The 18,164-nt window shown below is 69.0% G+C and carries 19 protein-coding genes; 5 read left to right on the top strand and 14 right to left on the bottom strand.

Features of this window, described 5'->3' with window-relative positions; all coding sequences use genetic code 11:
- Positions 1 to 4: 4 nt before the first annotated feature.
- The 3 genes from ACJH6H_RS12060 to ACJH6H_RS12050 are packed head-to-tail and all read right to left on the bottom strand — an operon-like array spanning position 5 to position 1,291.
- On the bottom strand, positions 5 to 541 hold the full coding sequence (locus ACJH6H_RS12060) for an alpha/beta hydrolase (protein WP_267325598.1): 537 nt from the start codon (positions 539 to 541) through the stop codon (positions 5 to 7).
- A gap of 43 nt (positions 542 to 584) precedes the next feature.
- Positions 585 to 923: a hypothetical protein gene (locus ACJH6H_RS12055; RefSeq protein WP_406774924.1), complete on the bottom strand. Its 339-nt coding sequence runs from the start codon at positions 921 to 923 to the stop codon at positions 585 to 587.
- 23 nt (positions 924 to 946) lie between these two features.
- On the bottom strand, positions 947 to 1,291 hold the full coding sequence (locus ACJH6H_RS12050; RefSeq protein WP_406774923.1) for a hypothetical protein: 345 nt from the start codon (positions 1,289 to 1,291) through the stop codon (positions 947 to 949).
- Positions 1,292 to 1,351: 60 nt separating this feature from the next.
- Between ACJH6H_RS12050 and ACJH6H_RS12045 the strand changes: the two genes are divergently transcribed.
- The 4 genes from ACJH6H_RS12045 to ACJH6H_RS12030 all read left to right on the top strand — a co-directional run bounded on the left by ACJH6H_RS12045 (position 1,352) and on the right by ACJH6H_RS12030 (position 6,015).
- Positions 1,352 to 2,011, top strand: a complete 660-nt coding sequence (locus ACJH6H_RS12045; protein WP_406774922.1) for a response regulator transcription factor — start codon at positions 1,352 to 1,354, stop codon at positions 2,009 to 2,011.
- A 1-nt stretch (position 2,012) separates the two neighbouring features.
- On the top strand, positions 2,013 to 3,386 hold the full coding sequence (locus ACJH6H_RS12040; protein WP_406774921.1) for a sensor histidine kinase: 1,374 nt from the start codon (positions 2,013 to 2,015) through the stop codon (positions 3,384 to 3,386).
- Positions 3,383 to 4,312, top strand: a complete 930-nt coding sequence (locus ACJH6H_RS12035) for a TAXI family TRAP transporter solute-binding subunit (RefSeq protein ID WP_406774920.1) — start codon at positions 3,383 to 3,385, stop codon at positions 4,310 to 4,312. Before ACJH6H_RS12040 ends, ACJH6H_RS12035 begins: the two co-directional genes overlap by 4 nt.
- A gap of 104 nt (positions 4,313 to 4,416) precedes the next feature.
- Positions 4,417 to 6,015: an amino acid permease gene (locus ACJH6H_RS12030; protein WP_406774919.1), complete on the top strand. Its 1,599-nt coding sequence runs from the start codon at positions 4,417 to 4,419 to the stop codon at positions 6,013 to 6,015.
- Here the strand turns inward: ACJH6H_RS12030 and ACJH6H_RS12025 are convergent, their stop codons facing one another.
- From ACJH6H_RS12025 to ACJH6H_RS11980, 10 genes are all read right to left on the bottom strand, one after another.
- Positions 6,016 to 7,506 (bottom strand): cobyric acid synthase, encoded by a 1,491-nt coding sequence (locus ACJH6H_RS12025; protein WP_406774918.1) that lies wholly within the window; start codon positions 7,504 to 7,506, stop codon positions 6,016 to 6,018.
- A 1-nt stretch (position 7,507) separates the two neighbouring features.
- Entirely contained in the window at positions 7,508 to 8,365 is an 858-nt protein-coding gene (gene map, locus ACJH6H_RS12020; protein ID WP_212811818.1) for a type I methionyl aminopeptidase, read from the bottom strand.
- A gap of 25 nt (positions 8,366 to 8,390) precedes the next feature.
- Entirely contained in the window at positions 8,391 to 8,972 is a 582-nt protein-coding gene (locus ACJH6H_RS12015) for a DUF1707 domain-containing protein (RefSeq protein WP_212811819.1), read from the bottom strand.
- Between the two features lie 31 nt (positions 8,973 to 9,003).
- The gene (locus ACJH6H_RS12010; RefSeq protein WP_212811820.1) at positions 9,004 to 10,818 is read right to left on the bottom strand and encodes a penicillin-binding transpeptidase domain-containing protein; all 1,815 of its coding nucleotides are present in this window, start codon (positions 10,816 to 10,818) and stop codon (positions 9,004 to 9,006) included.
- Positions 10,819 to 11,005: 187 nt separating this feature from the next.
- Positions 11,006 to 11,860: a GNAT family N-acetyltransferase gene (locus ACJH6H_RS12005; protein WP_212811821.1), complete on the bottom strand. Its 855-nt coding sequence runs from the start codon at positions 11,858 to 11,860 to the stop codon at positions 11,006 to 11,008.
- A 71-nt stretch (positions 11,861 to 11,931) separates the two neighbouring features.
- Positions 11,932 to 13,098, bottom strand: a complete 1,167-nt coding sequence (ispG, locus tag ACJH6H_RS12000; RefSeq protein WP_061009581.1) for a flavodoxin-dependent (E)-4-hydroxy-3-methylbut-2-enyl-diphosphate synthase — start codon at positions 13,096 to 13,098, stop codon at positions 11,932 to 11,934.
- Between the two features lie 9 nt (positions 13,099 to 13,107).
- Positions 13,108 to 14,343 (bottom strand): M50 family metallopeptidase, encoded by a 1,236-nt coding sequence (locus ACJH6H_RS11995; protein ID WP_406774917.1) that lies wholly within the window; start codon positions 14,341 to 14,343, stop codon positions 13,108 to 13,110.
- The gene (gene dxr / locus ACJH6H_RS11990; protein ID WP_406774916.1) at positions 14,340 to 15,500 is read right to left on the bottom strand and encodes a 1-deoxy-D-xylulose-5-phosphate reductoisomerase; all 1,161 of its coding nucleotides are present in this window, start codon (positions 15,498 to 15,500) and stop codon (positions 14,340 to 14,342) included. Before dxr ends, ACJH6H_RS11995 begins: the two co-directional genes overlap by 4 nt.
- An 86-nt stretch (positions 15,501 to 15,586) precedes the next feature.
- Entirely contained in the window at positions 15,587 to 16,387 is an 801-nt protein-coding gene (locus tag ACJH6H_RS11985) for a DUF4097 family beta strand repeat-containing protein (protein WP_406774915.1), read from the bottom strand.
- A gap of 44 nt (positions 16,388 to 16,431) precedes the next feature.
- A complete protein-coding gene (locus tag ACJH6H_RS11980) occupies positions 16,432 to 16,935 on the bottom strand; it encodes a histidine kinase (protein ID WP_406774914.1) in 504 nt (167 codons plus the stop codon).
- Positions 16,936 to 17,099: 164 nt separating this feature from the next.
- Here ACJH6H_RS11980 and ACJH6H_RS11975 point away from each other — a divergent pair, with 164 nt between their 5' ends.
- On the top strand, positions 17,100 to 17,354 hold the full coding sequence (locus ACJH6H_RS11975; protein ID WP_212811827.1) for a DUF2631 domain-containing protein: 255 nt from the start codon (positions 17,100 to 17,102) through the stop codon (positions 17,352 to 17,354).
- A 65-nt stretch (positions 17,355 to 17,419) separates the two neighbouring features.
- On the opposite strand, the gene ACJH6H_RS11970 is transcribed toward ACJH6H_RS11975, so the two are convergent.
- Positions 17,420 to 18,163: a YoaK family protein gene (locus ACJH6H_RS11970; protein ID WP_318984326.1), complete on the bottom strand. Its 744-nt coding sequence runs from the start codon at positions 18,161 to 18,163 to the stop codon at positions 17,420 to 17,422.
- Between the last annotated feature and the right edge of the window lies 1 nt (position 18,164).

Raw genomic sequence — 18,164 nt, 5'->3', positions numbered from 1 at the left:
TCTGTCACCAGGTACTGCTGCGCAGCACGATCTCGTTGGCCACCTGGGCGGTGAACTCCTCGGCACTGCGCCGGCCCATCAGCTCCGACATCCGGAATTCGCCGTAGATGAAGCGTTGTCCGGCCTGCGCCCGGGCGCGGGCATCGGCGCTTGTTACGACCACGGTGGTGTTGATCTCCACCGGCGGGCACCCGTCGCCCGACGCCCCGTCGGCGCGCGGATGGCTGCCGTCGATGGCCACCAGGGCGGTGAACCGATCCAGTCGGGTGGCCGCCAGGTGCCAGGCCAGCTCGCCCGCACCGCCGTCGGCGTACAACAGCGCCCACTTCACCCCGAGCGTATCCAGAATGCCGACAACCGAATTCACGGTCATCCGGTCGTCGGCCTCGATCACCACGGTGCGTAGCGATGCGGTGTGCAGCAATTCGCACAGGGCGCCCGTCGCCGGCTTGGTCGTGAGCATGACGACTGTCGTGGCGGCGTCGGGGCCAGACACGTCGACGGTGGCGCCGAAACCGTCGACGGTCGGGATGATTGGCATGACGCCACCGTAGCGAACACCACCGGACCGCCGGTACCGATATTCAGCAGCCGCCACCACCGCCGCAGCCACCACCGCCCCCGCACCCGCCGCCACCGCAACCTCCGCCGCCGCCGCAGCCACTGGAGCCACCGCCGTCCGAGCACGCGGACCCGCCGGCGTCCCAGCCGCCGCCATCGGAGCCGGCGTAGCCGTAGACGCCTGCCGCCCCCGCGCGCCGGCCTGTCCCCGCGCGGCGGCGGGGCTGTCGCCGGCCCATCAGGATGGCCATGCCGACGATGATGCCCACGACCGCGAAGCACACGATCATCGGGATCCACGAGGATTCCTGGTTCGCGGCGGCCGCCAGCCGAGCCGCGCTGCTTGCGAGTGCAACGTTCATGATCTGCTCCGCCCTCTCGTCGCTCAGGCCGTCGGCCGTGAGTTCAGGTCCAGGTAGGCCCGGCCGACCGTGGGCGCCGTGCCGTGCCGGTGCTGCCCGCTCTGGCACAGCGTGTTCGCCATGACCGCGACGTCGCAGGAATGGCCGGTCGCCACGGCATCGGCCGCGGGCACGAATCCGGTTGCGCTCCAGGCAGACCCGTGGACGCCGATGGCGATCAGGGCACCTGCCACGACGGAGACCGTCGCCCGGGAGAAATGGGTGTTCGGGTACATCGTGACCTCCTCGTGCCTGTTGATGAGCACATGGTTTCCGCACACCGGGTCCACCGGAAGACGCCGCGGCCCGCCCCGGGTCTTTCCTTGCACGATCCTCAGATTCAGCGCGAAATCAGCGGGTCCGCCCACCACGCCCCCTACCATCGGCCCATGCGCGTGCTGCTCGTCGAGGACGATCAGGGGGTCGCCGCTGCACTGGTCGAGCTGCTGGAACAGACGGGGCTCACCGTCACCCACACCACCCGCGGCGACGACGCGCTCAATCGCGTCAAGGGCTGCGACCTGGTGTTACTGGATTTGGGCCTGCCCGACATGGACGGGCTGGACGTCCTTCGCACACTGCGCCGGGCGTCGACCACGCCGGTCATCATCATGACGGCACGCGACAGCGACGGCGCCGTGGTGCTGGGGCTGCGCGCCGGGGCCGACGACTACCTGGTCAAGCCCGTCCGAAAGGCGGTGCTGCTGGCCCGGATCGAGGCCGTCATGCGGCGAGTGCAGCGCAGCACCGGTCCCCTCGCGCGCCCGCCCGTGGTGGCCGGGCCGGTGACCATCGATCGCGACCGGCACGAGGTGACCGTGGCCGGCCAGACACAGGCGCTGACCAAGACCGAGTACCAGATTCTGGCCACGCTGGCTGCCCGTCAGGGTGAGGCGGTCAGCCGTGAAGAGGTGATGCTCGAGTGCTGGGGCACCGCGGTGGTGGGCCGCTCCCGGTCCCTGGATTTCTTCGTGGGCCAGATTCGGTCCAAGCTGGCCGGAATACCGCTGCACACCGTGCGTGGCTTCGGTTACCGGTTGGATCACTGACGTGGGTCTGCGGGTTCGTGCGCTGCTGATGACGCTGCTGCTCATCGCGACGGCGGCGTTGGCGATCCCGCTTGCCCTGAGCCTGGCCGACCACCGCACCAACGTGCTGCACACCGAACGCGAGCGGCAACTGACGACGCTGGCCGACGTCGCTGCCAGCGCGGGCGCACTCGACACCGAACTGGTCGAGCGCTACCACCGGGTGTACGGCGAAGGGGTGCTGATCGTCGACGCGGACGGCCGGACGCTCGCCGCCGCCGGGTTGTCGGTCACCGATCCGGGAGTGACGACGGCCGCCGAGCGCGCGTTGTCCGACGCTCCCGCCGCACCGCGGGGCCGGATCATGCCGTGGGACCGGCGACCGATGCTGCAGGCCAAGGGAATTCGGCGCAACGGCGAGCTGGTCGGGGCGGTGGTCCTGGGCGTCGACCCGGCCACCGCCGCACACGACATCACCGTGGACTGGTTGTGGATCGCGGCGGGCTGCATCGTCCTGCTCGGGGTTGCGGCCGTCACCGCGCAGAGCGTGACCCGGTGGGTGCTGCGGCCGCTGGTCGGGCTGGAGCGGGCCGTCGAGGACATGGCCGGCGGCATCGCCGGCCAGCCGGCTCACGTGTCGGGACCGCCTGAGCTGCGGCGCTTCACGTCGGCGTTCAACGCCATGGCGCAGGCGGTGCACGCCTCGCTCGATCATCAACGCCGGCTGATCGCCGACGCCTCCCACCAGTTGCGCAACCCACTGGCCGCCGTGCGGCTGCGCGCCGACACCCTCGAAGACCACGTCGCCGCATCGGGGCGCCCGACCTACGACTCGATGTCGGCGGAGCTGGACCGGTTGGAGAACCTGCTGGCCCAGTTGCTCCGCCTGGCGCGCGCCGAGGAGGCCAGCCACAGCCACCGTTCCGGTCTGGTTGCGGCAGTGCATGATTCGACCGATTTGGACAGCGTCGTCGAGCAGCGGCTGGACTTCTGGCAGACCACCGCAGATCCCAACGACCAGCGACTGCGCTTCGAGACCGCCCACCCCCACCTCGCCGTCCAGATGCCGCGCCACGATGTCGAGCAACTCTTGGACATCGCACTGGACAACGCCTTGCGCTACTCCGGTACGGGCACCACCGTCACCGTGTCGACGCTGCCCACCGACACCGGCATCGATCTCACCGTCAGCGACAACGGCCCCGGCCTACCGGCCGACACCGTCTCGCAGGCGGCCACCAGGTTCTGGCGCGGGCACGACGACAGCCAGGGCACCGGCCTCGGCCTGGCCATCGCCACCGAAATCGCGGCCGCACACGGCGGATTGGCGTCGGTCGAGCGGTCCCCCGACGGTGGTCTCGCGGTCCGCTATCACCTGCCGGCGAGCACATCATGACCCTGACCCGGCGCGCGTTCCTCGCCTCCTCTGCCGCGGCGGTCGCCGCGGGCTGCCTGCCGAACAACGCCCAGGGCACAATCCGCCTGGCCGCCGGAGATCGCGGTGGTCTCTACCTGGCGGTGGGCGAGATCTTCGCCCAGCGCCTACGGGTTCGGTATCCCGGCATCACGGTCACAGTGATGCCCACCGCGGGCAGCGTCGACAATCTCGAGCTCCTGCGGTCGGGCCAGGCGGACATGGCACTCGCGCAAGCCGACGTGGTCGAGCAGCAGTTGCGAACCCGGCCGGCCGCCGACCTCCCGCCTGCGGTCGCGCGAGTCTACGAGAACTACCTGCAGCTGGTCGTCCCCGACCACTCCGCCATCCGACAGGTGAATGACCTTGCCGGACTGACGGTTTCCACCGGACCGTCCGGCTCCGGCGTCGCGGCCATCACCACGGTGCTGTTTCGCGCGGCGAATCTGGCTGACCGGGTCCGGCGGGTCGACCTGCGCCTGAACGATGCGGTGGCCGCCCTCGGCAACCACACCATCGACGCGCTGGTCTGGTCCGGCGGCATCCCCACGCCCGCCATCGCCGAGCTCGACAAGACGCTGCCGCTGCGCATCCTGGACCTGACGCCGTGGGTCGCACCGATGACGGAACTGGCGTCCTACCCCTACCTGCTCCTGCGGGCGCCGATCGGCGCCTATGTGCCGTCCAGCGTGTACACCATCGGCTCCCCCGATCTGCTGCTGTGCCGGCCCGGCCTGCCGAACGCGTTGGCGGCGGCCGCGGTCGATGTCTTGGCGAACGACGCGACGCAGCTCATGCCGCCGGAAGTCCGCGGGTTGCAGTACCTGCAGCCGCCGTCGATGATCCAGACCGGCCGAATCCCGTTGCACCCCGGCGCCATCGAGGAATACCGCATACTGCACGGCTGAGCGCGGGCCGAAACATCGCCGTAACGCCAGGACCCGTTGGCCAGCGCGAAACCCGGACTGACCCTATTGTTCTTCAACATCCGGGGGCGCCTAAGGAGGCCACAGTGCCAGAAGGACACGAAGCACTCACCGAAGACGAGCTGCTACTGGCCAAGCTCGGATACAGCCAGGAACTGCAGCGCTCCTGGTCCGGGTTCAGCAATTTCGCCATCTCGTTCTCGATCATCTCCATCCTCTCGGGGTGCTTCACCTCGTTCGGGCTGGGCTGGAACAACGGCGGACCGGCCGCGATCGCCTGGGGCTGGCCGATCGTCGCGGCATTCATCCTCGTCATCGGCCTCTGTATGTCCGAACTGGTGTCGGCCTTCCCGACCTCCGGCGGAATCTATTGGTGGGCAGCAAAACTCGGCGGCGCGAAAGCCGGCTTCTACGCCGGCTGGCTCAACCTCATCGGACTGGTGGCCATCCTCGCGTCCGTGGCCTACGGCTGCGCGACGTTCATCGACCTCACCTTGGGCACTCTCAGCGCCGATTGGCTGGCGGGATACAGCCTCACCCGGACCTTCGTCATCTTCGTTGCGATCCTGGGCATCTCGGCGCTGATCAACATCTTCTCCAGCCATCTGCTGGCGATCATCAACAACGTCTCCGTATGGTGGCACGTCTTCGGCGCGGCCGCGGTCATCGGCATCCTGATCTTCGTACCGACTCACCACGCGAGTTTCTCGGACGTCTTCGCCAAGACGATCAACAACAGCGGCATGTTCGGCGGCGCCACCTCGGGCGCCGGTTGGCTGTTGGTGGTGCTGCCGATCTCGGTGATCCTCACGCAGTACACGATCACCGGCTACGACGCGTCGGCACACCTGTCGGAGGAAACCAAGAGCGCGGCGGGTGCGGCCGCCAAGGGCATCTGGCGGTCCATCTTCTACTCGGCCGTCGGCGGCTGGATCCTCTTGCTGGCCTTCCTGTTTGCCGTCCAGGATTCCGACGCGGTATCCAAGGGCGGCGGCGCGGTGGCCGCCATCTTCAACCAGGCCATGAGTTCGAACTGGGCGACGGCAGTGCTGTTCATCTCGACAGCCGGCCAGTTCTTCTGCGCCGTCGCCTGCCAGACCAGCGCATCCCGGATGCTGTTCGCGTTCAGCCAGGACCGCGCGGTGCCCGGCCATCGGTGGTGGTCGGAGGTCAACAAGCACCGGGTTCCGACACACAGCGTCACGATCACCGCGGTCGTGGCCGCCGCACTCACGCTGCCGGCCCTGGTCAAGGTCGACATCAACGGCACGCCCACTCCGGTGGCGTTCTACGCCGTCGTCTCCATCGGGGTCGTCGGGGTCTACCTGTGCTTCGCGGTGCCGATCTACTACCGCTGGCGTGCCGGCGATGAATTCCAAACGGGCAGTTGGAATCTGCGCGGCCACCATCGCTGGATGGCGCCGGTGGCGCTGGCCGAGATCACGATCACCTCGATCATCGCGATGTTCCCGACATCCCTCGGCGGCGTGCCGTGGGACCCGAGCTTCGAGTGGAAGTTCGTGAACTACACGCCGTTGCTGGTCGGTGGTGTCCTGGTCTTGCTCTACATCTACTGGCACGTGTCGGTGAAGAACTGGTTCACCGGCCCCATCAAGCAGGTCGAGGAGCCGATAGAACCGACGGCGCCGACAGCACCGGCCGAGCCCGTGGGCGAGCCGAGCTGATCACGCGAGCAGGCTGCCGGTGATCACCGGCCGGGCCGGCGCACCGGACTCGACGAGCTTCAGCACCGTGTCGACATCCACATGTGCGGCAAGCAGATCGGCCATCACGTCGAGTTGCGCGTCGCGCAGCGCGGCGACGTTCACGTCGTCGGCCACGACGAACCCATCCTTGCCACAGCCCGTGGCGACCTCGGTGAGCCAGGCCCGCCGCACGGCGTCGTTGTCCAGCAGTCCGTGCCAGTGGGTGCCGTACACCTGGCCGTGGCGGATGCCGACGCCCAGCCAGTCCGGCTCCGCGCACCGCGCGACCCGGCCGTGGTGAATCTCGTAGCCGTACAACGGGGTGTCCCAGTGTTTCAGGGTCTTGGCGACGTCGAACTCGATGTCGGCGTCGAGCAGACCCAGACCGGGAACCCGACCCGCGCCGGACTCGACGGTGTCGTGGATCGTCATGCACAGCATCTGGAACCCGCCGCAGACGCCGAGCACCGCGCGACCGGACCGGGCATGTGCGACAACGGCTTCCGCGAGTCCACGGTCCCGCAACCAGTTCAGGTCGGAGACCGTCGCCTTGCTGCCGGGCAGCACCACCACATCGGCGCCGGCCAGCTCGGCCGCGGTGTCAACCCAGCGGACGTACACCCCCGGCTCGCAGGCGAGGGCCTCGACGTCCGTGGAGTTCGAGATGCGGGGCAGACGCACGGCGGCCACGGTCAGGACATCCCGGCCCCGCGGCGCCGTCGGCCGGCCCAGCTGCCCGCGTGGCGTGACCGACAGCGAGTCCTCGGCGTCGAGCCACAGGTCGTCGCAGTACGGGATCACGCCGTAGGTCGGGCGGCCGGTGAGCGACTCCAGTTGCCGCAGGCCGGGTTCCAGCAGCGCCGGTTCGCCCCGGAACTTGTTGACGAGGAATCCGGCGATCAGTTTCTGGTCCGCAGGTTCCAGTACCGCCACCGTGCCGTACAGGTGCGCCAGCAGCCCGCCGCGGTCGATGTCGCCGACGACGACCACCGGCAGGTTCGCGGCGCGGGCCAGGCCCATGTTGGCCACGTCGGTGGCCCGCAGGTTGATCTCGGCGGGCGAGCCGGCGCCTTCGCAGATCACCACATCGAATTCGCTTCGCAGCGCGGCCAATTCGTCGGCCACGACGCCGGCCAGCTGCGTCCGGCGGGTGAAGTAGTCCCCCGCCGCCACCGTGCCGGCGACGACGCCGCGCACCACGAGTTGTGACGTCCGGTCCCCGCCGGGCTTGAGCAGGACCGGGTTGAACCGCACGCTCGGCGCCAGCCCCGCCGCCCGGGCCTGCATCGCCTGGGCGCGCCCGATCTCGCCGCCCTCGACCGTGACGGCTGAGTTGTTGGACATGTTCTGGGCCTTGAACGGCGCGACCCGCACGCCCTTGCGGGTCAGCAGCCGGCACAGGCCGGCCACCACCATCGACTTACCGGCGTCCGATGTGGTGCCGGCGACCAGCAGAGCCCCGCCGGTCACATCACGGCAGGGTCAGGATTTCGGCGCCGTCGTCGGTCACCACGAGGGTGTGCTCGAACTGCGCCGTCCACTTCTTGTCCACGGTCGCGACGGTCCAGTCGTCGTCCCAGATCTCGTAGTCCAGCGAGCCGAGGTTGATCATCGGCTCGATGGTGAAGGTCATGCCCGGCTCCAGCACGGTGTCGACCTCGGGCTTGTCGTAGTGCAGCACGATCAGGCCGTTGTGGAACGTCTCGCCGATGCCGTGCCCGGTGAAGTCGCGAACCACGTTGTAGCCGAACCGGTTTGCGTACGACTCGATGACGCGGCCGATCACCGACAGCTGCCGCCCCGGCTTGACGGCCTTGATGGCCCGCATGGTGGCTTCGTGGGTGCGCTCGACCAGCAGGCGGTGCTCCTCGGACACGTCGCCGGCCAGGAAGGTGGCGTTGGTGTCGCCGTGCACGCCGTCCTTGTAGGCGGTGACGTCGATGTTGACGATGTCACCATCCTCGATCACCGTCGAATCGGGGATGCCGTGGCAGATGATCTCGTTCAGCGAGGTGCAGCAGGACTTGGGAAAACCCTTGTAGCCCAGCGTCGACGGGTACGCGCCGTGGTCGAGCATGTACTCGTGCGCCACCCGGTCCAGGTGGTCGGTCGTGACGCCGGGTGCGACGGCCTTGCCGGCCTCGGCGAGCGCCTGGGCCGCGATGCGGCCGGCGACGCGCATCTTCTCGATCACCTCGGGCGTCTGCACCCAGGGCTCGCTGCCTTCGCGCACCGTCGGCTTCCACGCGTACTCGGGACGCGGGATCGACTTGGGCACCGGCAGGGTCGGAGACACCTCGCCGGGGCGAAGCGCGGTTCGAACAGACATCGTCCCAGCTTAGCGAGCGCCGGAGTTATCGGTCGCCGCGGCCGAACCACGTCCGGCGCGGCCCGCGGATATCGACCGACCCGAAGACCACCCGCCCGGTGAGGATGACGTGCGGGGTGCCGTCGGCGGGCGCGTCCTTGCGATGGTCGGTGGCACTGCCGACCGCCACCTCGACGTCGTCGATGGAGGCGCTGGCGCCCTCGGGCAGCCGGAGATCCAGAGAGCTGAACTTGAGATCGAGTTCGATGACCACGATGGGCCCGCCGAACCGGGCCCGGGTCAGGTCCAGGTCGATCGAGCCGACGCGGCGGACCAGCGCTAGCCGGGTCGGCACGACCCACTCACCCTGCCGCTTGAGCGACCCCATGACACCGCGCAGCTCGACGCGGTCGGCCGAGCCCGTCACGATCGCGTTGGGCGCGGGCAGGTCGCCGACCAGCACCGCCAGCTCGCCCTGCTGACGGGCAAGAGCGACCAGCGCGGACCGCTCGGAGAACTCGTCCATGTCGATGAGCCCCAGGGCCACCGCGTTGTGCAGCCGCCGGAGCGTGCCGTTGCGGTCGGCGTCGGAGACGCGCAGGACCGCGATCTCGTCGCTGTTGGTCACCCAAACAGGCTACTCATGTCAGGGGCTTCGGTCAGGCCAGGTAATCGGGCGGCAGGCCCTTGAACATGTCCCGGCACATCCGGACCGCCGTCTCCGACCCGCCACCGCCGACGATGAGGGCCGCGAAGGCCATGTCACCGCGGTAGCCGGCGAACCAGGCGTGCGAACCACCCTGGAACTCGGCTTCCCCGGTCTTGCCGCGCACGTCGCCGCTGCCGCGCAGATCCTTGGCTGTGCCGTTGGTCACCACCAGCTGCATCATGGGCCGCAGACCGTCGACCATCTTGGGCGTGATCGGCGCCGTATTGCCGGAGACGGTGGTCGGGCGGCCTTCGATCAGCCGCGGGAGCGGGGTCTTTCCGGCCGCGACCGTCGCCGCCGCCAGTGCCATGCCGAACGGGCTGACCACCACCTTGCCCTGGCCGAAGCCGTCCTCGGTGCGCTCGGCCAGGTTCACCGTGGGCGGCACCTTCCCGGTGACGGTGTCGATGCCGGCGACCTGGTAGTCGGCGCCGATGCCGTACTGCGCGGCCGCGTTCGTCAGGGCGCGCGGCGGCATCCGGCTGGCCAGTTCGGCGAAGGTCGTGTTGCACGAGTTCGCGAAAGCCCTGGACATCGGGACGACGCCGAGGTCGAACCGGTCGTAGTTCGGGATGGTGCGATGCCCGATGTCGATGGTGCCGGGGCAGCCGAGCAGCGTGTTGGGGCCGGCCATGTCGGTCTCGATGGCAGCGCCGGCGGTGACCATCTTGAACGTCGACCCGGGCGGGTACAGGCCCATGGTGGCGGTGGGGCCGTCGGCGTCGGCGGCCGCGTTCTGGGCCACGGCCAGGATTTCGCCGGTCGACGGCTTGATGGCGACGATCATCGCCTTGCGGCCCACCATGTTCACCGCATCCTGGGCGGCGTTCTGCACGTTGCGGTCCAGGCTGATGGTGATCGACGGGGCCGGCTTACCCGGTACCTCGTTCAGGACGTCGATGTCGGCGCCGTTCTGGTTGACGCTGACGACGCGCCAACCCGGCTGGCCGACCAGCTGATCGGCGACCTGCTTCTTGACCTCGGTGACGATGGCCGGCGCGAATCGGGGATCGGTGGGGACCATCTCCGGCTGCGGCGTGATCACCACACCGGGCAGATGGCCCAGCAACCCCGACACCTTGTCGTTGTCCTCGCGGCGCAGGGTGATCAGGTTGAGCGGTCCGGTGGACGAGCTGGCCTGTTCGGCGAGCCGCTGGGCGTCCATGGTGTTGTCGAACTGCCGCAGGACGTCGGCGACCACGCGGGAGGTCCGCATCAGCTCGCCCGCCGCGGACCGGGCGTTCAGTGCGTAGTTGTAGTGGTACCCCGGTACCAGAACGTTCGTGCCGCCGAGTTCGTTGACCGAGGCGCGGATCGGCTGGTCGGCGCGCAGCTGAAAGCTCTGGTGCTCCCCCAGGTTGGGATGCAAATCCGTGCTGCCCCAACGGACTTGCCACCGGCCGTCCTGCCGGATCATGTTGAGCTGTCCGGTGTAGGCCCAGGTGCGGTCCTTGGGCAGGTGCCAGGTGTACCGGTAGGTGATCTTGCCGGTGTCCTGGGTGTACTTGGAGCCGAGCACCTGCGCGTCGAGCTTGGTCGCCTGCAGGCCGGACCAGGCCTGGTTGATCGCGGTGCGGGCCTCGTTGGGCTTGTCGGACAGGTCGGCGGCGGCACCGGTGTCGCCGCGGCCGAGCGCGGCGAAGAACGCCTGCGCGGTGGGCTCGGGGCCGTTGGGCTTCGGGGTGCAGGCCGTCATCGCTCCTGCGACCGCCACCACCGACAACAACGCGGCCGAGCGTGAAACGGATGATGTGTGCGTTGCCATTGGGGCTGATGTTAGAAGTGTGACCAGCCCGTGGCATGGAGGCACACCGAGATACAACCGTGACAGTTTTGTGAGCTACGCCAGATTGCGAGCCTGGCCGGCCCCCGGCGGGCGACCTCGAGATCGACGTTCCACACCGCCCGGCCGGCGTGTCGCGTGCCCAACGCGCATGTCGGGCGCGAAAACGTCAGTCCAGCAACACGGTGGCGTACGTACCCAGCTGGCTGAACCCGATACGCCGGTAGATCGCCCGAGCCGGGGCGTTGAAATCGTTGACGTAGAGGCTGGGCGTCCGGCCGCTGCGCAGCACCGCCGACGCCAAGCTTGCCGTGCCGGCGGCACCGAGACCGCGGCCACGCCAGTCCGGGTGTACCCACACACCCTGGATCTGACCGACCCGCGACGTCTGGGCGCCGATCTCCGCCTTGAACACGACCTGGCCGTCCTCGAACCGCGCCCAGGCCCGGCCCGCGGCGATCAGCCCCGCCAGCCGGCGGCGGTAGCCGCGGCCGCCGTCGCCCATCCGCGGGTCGACACCCACCTCACCGATGAACATGTCCACTGCCGCAACGACATACGCGTCCAGCTCGTCCATCCGGACCGGGCGCACCGCGGGGTCGACGGGGCACTGCGGAGCGTCGGACAGAGTCAGCAGCGGCTGGCAGTCGCGGACCTCGCGGGCCGGGCCCCACACCTGGGCCAGCTGCTGCCACATCGGCAGCACCAACTCGGCGCGGCCCACGAGCGACGAACACCGCCGCGGCGCACTCATGACCTTGTCGGCGAACACCATCATGTCGGCCGCGGTACCCCGCATCGGAATCAGGTTCACCCCGGCGAAGCACAGCGACTCGGCGGGCCGGCTACGCGTCCACAGCTCACCGCCGATGGCCACCGGATCGAGGCCGTGGTCGCCGACGCGAGCCGCCACCATGCAGGTGCCGACCGGATCCTCGTCGAAGACCTGCTGCACCTGGGCGACCTCGCGCACCACTGAGATCCGGCGCGCATCTGCGATCCGGAACAGCGGAGGAGCCGACATTCACCGACCTTCTGCGAGTGTGACCTGGTTGCTAGTTGGGGCTGTCCGTGACCGTAGTCACAGAACTGTGCTCAGCTTACGGTTACGACGGGCGAACCGCTCGCATCGGTTCCCGACTCGGCGGCGATTCGCATCGCCTCTTCGATCAGGGTCTCGACGATCTGCGACTCGGGCACGGTCTTGATCACCTCGCCGCGCACGAAAATCTGGCCCTTGCCGTTGCCGGACGCCACGCCGAGGTCCGCCTCGCGTGCCTCGCCCGGCCCGTTGACGACGCAGCCCATGACGGCCACGCGCAGCGGCACGTCGAGCCCGTCGAGGCCGGCCGACACCGCGTTCGCGAGCTTGTAGACGTCCACCTGGGCACGTCCGCAGGACGGGCACGACACGATCTCCAGGCCGCGGGGCCGCAAGTTCAGCGACTCCAGGATCTGGTTACCGACCTTGACCTCTTCCACCGGCGGTGCGGACAGGGACACCCGGATGGTGTCGCCGATGCCCTCGCTCAGCAGCGCCCCGAACGCGACGGCGCTCTTGATGGTCCCCTGGAACGCCGGACCGGCCTCGGTCACGCCGAGGTGCAGCGGGTAGTCGCACTTCGCGGCCAGCTGCCGGTAGGCCTCGACCATGATCACCGGGTCGTTGTGCTTGACGCTGATCTTGATGTCACCGAAGCCGTGTTCCTCGAACAGCGAGGCCTCCCACAGCGCCGACTCGACGAGCGCCTCCGGGGTCGCCTTGCCGTACTTCTCGAGCAGCCGCGGGTCCAGCGAACCGGCGTTGACGCCGATGCGGATCGGGATGCCGGCAGCACCGGCGGCCTTGGCGACCTCCTTGACCCGGCCGTCGAACTCCTTGATGTTGCCCGGGTTCACGCGCACCGCGGCGCAGCCGGCGTCGATGGCCGCGAAGATGTACTTGGGCTGGAAGTGGATGTCGGCGATCACCGGAATCTGGCTGTGGCGAGCGATCTCTGCCAGCGCGTCGGCGTCCTCCTGCCGCGGACAGGCCACGCGCACGATGTCGCAACCGGACGCCGTCAGCTCGGCGATCTGCTGCAGCGTGGCGTTCACGTCGTGGGTCTTCGTGGTGCACATCGACTGCACCGCGATCGGGTAGTCACTGCCGACGCCGACGTCGCGCACCATCAGCTGACGGGTCTTGCGGCGCGGCGCCAGGGTCGGCGGGGCCGGCGGTTCACTACCGACACCCGGCATACCCAAACCGATGGAGGTCATCACGGTCTCCTACTGGAAGATTCGAATGGGGTTCACAAGGTCTGCCGTCACGGTCAGCAGCATGTAGCCGCCGATCACCACCAGCACGACGTAGGTGGCAGGCATCAGCTTGAGGTAGTTCACGGGCGCCGCGGCGACTTTGCCACGGGACGCGCGAATCATATTGCGCAGCTTCTCGAAGACCGCGACCGCGATGTGTCCACCGTCGAACGGCAGCAGCGGCAGCAGGTTCACCGCGCCCAGCACGAAGTTCAGCTGCGCCAGGAAGAACCAGAACATCACCCACAGGCCGCGGTCGACGGTGTCGCCGCCGATGATGCTGGCCCCGACGACGCTGATCGGGGTCTCCTTGTCGCGCTCGCCGCCGCCGATCGAGTGGATCAGGGCACCGACCTTGGTCGGGATCTTCGCCAGCGACTTGCCCAGTTCGACGGCCAGATCGCCGGTGAAGGTGAACGTCGCGGGCACTGCGGTCAGCACGTTGTACTGCGTCGGTCCGGGCTGCGGCGCCGCGGTCACGCCGATGGCACCGACCGTTGCAGCGGTGTCGGAGTCTTTGTTCGTGAATCGCTGCGTCTGCTCGACGTTGACGGTGGTGGTGAACGTCTGGCCGCCGCGTTCGTAGACGACCGGGACAGTGCCGCTCAGGCCACGGATGGCCTTCGCCATCTCCTCGAAGGTGCTGACCGGCTTGTCGCCGACCTTGACCACCGTGTCACCGGCCTTCAGGCCCGCCGCCGCGGCGGGGCCGGCGCCCGGGTGCGGGCACGGCCCGAACAGGTTGTCCCCCGTCTTGGTGATCTGCGGCGCCACACAGGCGGTCTCACCGATCTCCGCGGTCGTCGTCGGGTGCAGGTTGGGCAGGCCCCACGTGACGGCGATGCCGTAGATCAGCACCAGGCCGATGATGAAGTTCATCGCCGGTCCGGCGAACAGGACGGCGACGCGCTTCCACACCTTCTGCTTGTACATCGCGTAGGGCTCGTCCTGCGGCGCGATCTCGTCGACCGACGTCATGCCCGCGATGTCGCAGAAGCCGCCCAGCGGCACGGCCTTGAGCCCGTATTCGGTGGTGCCGAGCCGGTTGGGCCGGTGCGTGGACCACAGCGTCGGGCCGAAGCCGACGAAGTACCGCCGCACCTTCATCCCGGTGGCCCGGGCGACCCACATGTGACCGCACTCGTGCAGGGCCACCGAGACCAGAATGGCCAGCGCGAAGAGCGCAATACCGATCACGAACATCATCGGGCGGGCACAACCTCCTGTGCGACGATGCGCCGCGCCCGGTCCCGGGCCCAATCCTGCGCATCGAGTACGTCATCCACGGTACTGGGTTCGGCGGCCCATTGATCCGCAGCGCCCAGCACTTCAGCAACGGTCCGCACGATCGCCGGGAACGTGATCCGGCCGTCGAGGAACGCGGCCGCGGCCTCTTCGTTGGCGGCGTTGTAGACCGCGGTCAGGCAACCGCCGCGGGTACCCGCCTCGCGGGCCAGCCGGACCGCAGGGAAGACGTCGTCGTCCAGTGGCTCGAACTCCCAGGTCGCCGCCGTGGTCCAGTCGCACGCCGAGGCGGCGCCCGGGACGCGGGCCGGCCAGCCCAGCGCCAGCGCGATGGGCAGCTTCATGTCGGGCGGGCTGGCCTGCGCAAGCGTCGAGCCGTCGGTGAACGTGACCATCGAATGCACGATGGACTGCGGGTGCACCACGACGTCGATGCGGTCGTAGTCGATGCCGAACAGCAGGTGGGTCTCGATGAGCTCGAGCCCCTTGTTGACCAGCGACGCCGAGTTCAGGGTGTTCATCGGGCCCATGGACCAGGTCGGGTGGGCACCGGCCTGCTCGGGCGTGACGGCCTCGAGGTCCTTGGCCGCCCAACCGCGGAACGGTCCGCCCGACGCGGTGAGCACCAGGCGGGCCACTTCGTCGGCGGTGCCACCGCGCAGGCACTGGGCCAGCGCCGAATGTTCGGAGTCGACGGGCACGATCTGGCCGGGCTGCGCCGCCTTGAGCACCAGCGGGCCGCCGGCGACCAGCGATTCCTTGTTCGCGAGGGCGAGCCGGGCACCCGAGTGCAGTGCGGCCAGCGTCGGCTTCAAACCGAGCGCGCCGACCAGAGAGTTGAGGACGACGTCGGCCTCGGTGTCCTCGACCAGCCGAGTGGCGGCGTCGTCACCCGCGTAGGTGACGTCGCCGATGCGCTCGGCTGCGGTGGGGTCGGCAACGGCGATGTTGGTGACGCCGGTCTCGGTGCGCTGCCGGGCCAGCAGTTCGGCGTTGCCGCCGCCGGCCGCCAGGCCGACGATCTCGAACCGGTCGGGGTTGGCGGCGATCACCTCCAGCGCCTGGGTACCGATCGACCCGGTACTGCCGAGCACCAGGACTCGTAGCCGCTCACTCACGTCTCTATTGTGCCGCCCCGGCCTGGCTTCGGCGCCGTCGGTGGCACATCCAGATCAGCAATGACGGATCGCCGGGACGGGCCGCGTCAGGCAGGCACGGTCGTGGCGCGGCGGATCGTGATGTCGCCCGAGGCGGTGCGGGCGTGCACGGTCAGCCGCCGGTCGTCGTGCTCGGGGCCCGCGGCGGGAGTCAGGTCGCTGCGCACGGTCCCCGACCGGCTGTCCAGATCGAGGTTCGCGGCGGTCCCCTGGGCCACGCCGACCTCGACGTCGCCGCTGGCGGTCGCGGCGGAGATCGATCCCGACTCGGCGCCGGCGACGGTCAGCGATCCGGATGCGGTCCGGCTGTGCACGCTCCCGCGCAAGGTGCCGACGGTCGCCGAACCGCTGGCCGCCTGGAACTTCAGGCCGCCGTCGAGGCCGTCGATCGACAGCTCCCCCGACGCCGTGGCTACGTTGGCGTTGCCCACCACGCGACGAGCGGCAACGTCACCGGAAGCGGTGGCGGCCTTGATGTTTCCCTCGACAGCGTCGAGCGCAGCGGTGCCACTGGCAGCGTCGAACCGGCAGTCGCCGATCGTGCCGTCGACCCGCAGGTCCGCTGACGACACCGCGACAGCGAGCCTCGACAGCGACGGCATCGCGATGTCGACGTTGACCGCGCCGCGCGACAGTGACAGCAGTTTCTTGCCGACGGTCACCGTCAGCGCGCCGTTGGCGAAATCGATGTGCGCCTGCTCGGCCCCTCGGACGTCGGCTGCCCGCAGCGGGTCACGCGGCGTGACGCGCACCTCGGTGTCAGCGCGGTCGGCGGCGGTGATGCGCACCGCGCCGGCACCCAGTTCGATCGTGGCGGTGATGGGGCCGGGCGTGGGAAAGGTTCGCATTGTGGTCTCCGATCGGTGGATGGGTTTTCTTCGGTTCGGCGTCGTCAGCGGACCCAGCCGGTGACGGTGTTGCCGCGCTTCCGGTCACGTGGCGCCGGCCCGCCGAGCGCGGCGCCGACCGCGCGAACCAGCCAGGCGTTGACCGACAGGCCGTCGCGCCGGGCGGCGGCGTCCACGCCGCTGCGCAGCCCCTCGGGCAGCCGGAGGGTGACGCGCCACGTGCCGCCGTCGTCGCCGGCCGGGACTGCGACGTCCCCGTCAGGCAGCTCCGCATCGGGGTCGGCACTGCGTGGATCGGCTTCGGCCGACAGCCCGGTCACGGCGAATTCCGGGTCTCGACCGCGCAGGCGCACGTCGACCGACGCGGGCGCCAGCTCGCGGGTGATGTGCTCGGCCGCCTCCGACAGCGCCTCGAGCAGCGCGAGCCGCAAGGCGGAGTCCAGCGGCGCGGTGAGCCGTTCGGCGAGTTCAGCGGCTTCCTCGCCGCCGGCCGCAGCGGCGATTTCCAACTCCAGCCGAACTCCGTCGACATACGGTTGCAGATCCATGACACCAATATGACACCATTACGGTGTCACCACAAGCGTCATTTTGACGCCACACATCGCGGCGCCCGCGCCGACGACACCCACCCGCAGCGCTCCTCCCACGAATACGACCGAGCGTCGTATGTAAGAATGTCGGCAATCCACCGGATCGTTAAGGAGTAGCCGTGGCCACCACCGAGGTCGAACGAAGCACCGGAGTCGACGTCGAGGACGTCCCCTCTGCCGAGTGGGGCTGGTCCAAGATGAACCGCGGCGTGATTCAGGCCGGTGGCATCCTGTCGGCCATCTTCCTGCTGGTGATGCTGCGCGGTAACCACGTCGGCCACGTCGAGGACGCCTGGCTGATCGGCTTCGCCATCCTGATCATGGTGATCGTCGTGCGCGGCTGGTGGCTGCGTCGTCGCGGCTGGATCCGCTGACCTCGATCTTTTACGGCAAAGGCCACGAACTCTCGCGAGTTCGTGGCCTTTGTCGTTGACGCGTTCTAGGCGGCGGCCTCGGGCTCCCGGTGCCGCTTGTCCGAATGGAAGAACGTCACGAGTGTCGTTGCGCCACAGATCAATCCAACGGTGCCGATCAGCTGCGGGCCGGTGAGGCGGTCCGCGAGCCCGCCACCCACGCCCGCGCCGATCATGAACGACCCCAGCAGGGCGAGATAGCCGAGCCAGTCGTAGACGGTGCCGTTGCCGCAGATGTGGCGTTCCAGCCCCTGTCCCAGCTTGACGACCGTGCCGGTGACGTAGCTGAGCGGTACCGCTACCTCACCGTTCTTGACGAAGCTGGTGTTCAGCGCGCCCACCGAGAAACAGATGATCAGGATTCCGGTGAAGTTGACGTCCTCGTAGTACCAGCCGTCCTCATAGAGCTCGACGACCGACGCCACCAACAGGCCAACGGTCACCAGGGCCGTCGCGCCGTGCGGATGGTTCTGCCAGTACTTGCGCCGCAGGACCGACGCCACGAAGACCCCCGCGAGGAAGCAGGCCATCAACCACAAGGCCGCCTGCGGCCCGGCTCCGGACACCTTCTGCCGTTCGGCGACGTCGAACCAGCCGAGCACGGCCCGTTCGGTGTTGCCCGTCATGAACGTGACGAAGTATCCGGCGCTGTGCAGGAACGCGACCGCGCCGATCATGCCGGCCAACCACGACAGCAGCCACGACAACCGTGCCTCCGGTCCGATCGCGGCTTCCTTGCTCACAACCCTGTCGGGCGACTGCTCATCCACC

Source organism: Mycobacterium sp. SMC-21 (assembly GCF_045310825.1).
Taxonomy (GTDB): domain Bacteria; phylum Actinomycetota; class Actinomycetes; order Mycobacteriales; family Mycobacteriaceae; genus Mycobacterium.
The sequence above is the reverse complement of the archived record's forward strand: the minus strand, read 5'-3'. Positions and strand labels throughout refer to the sequence as shown.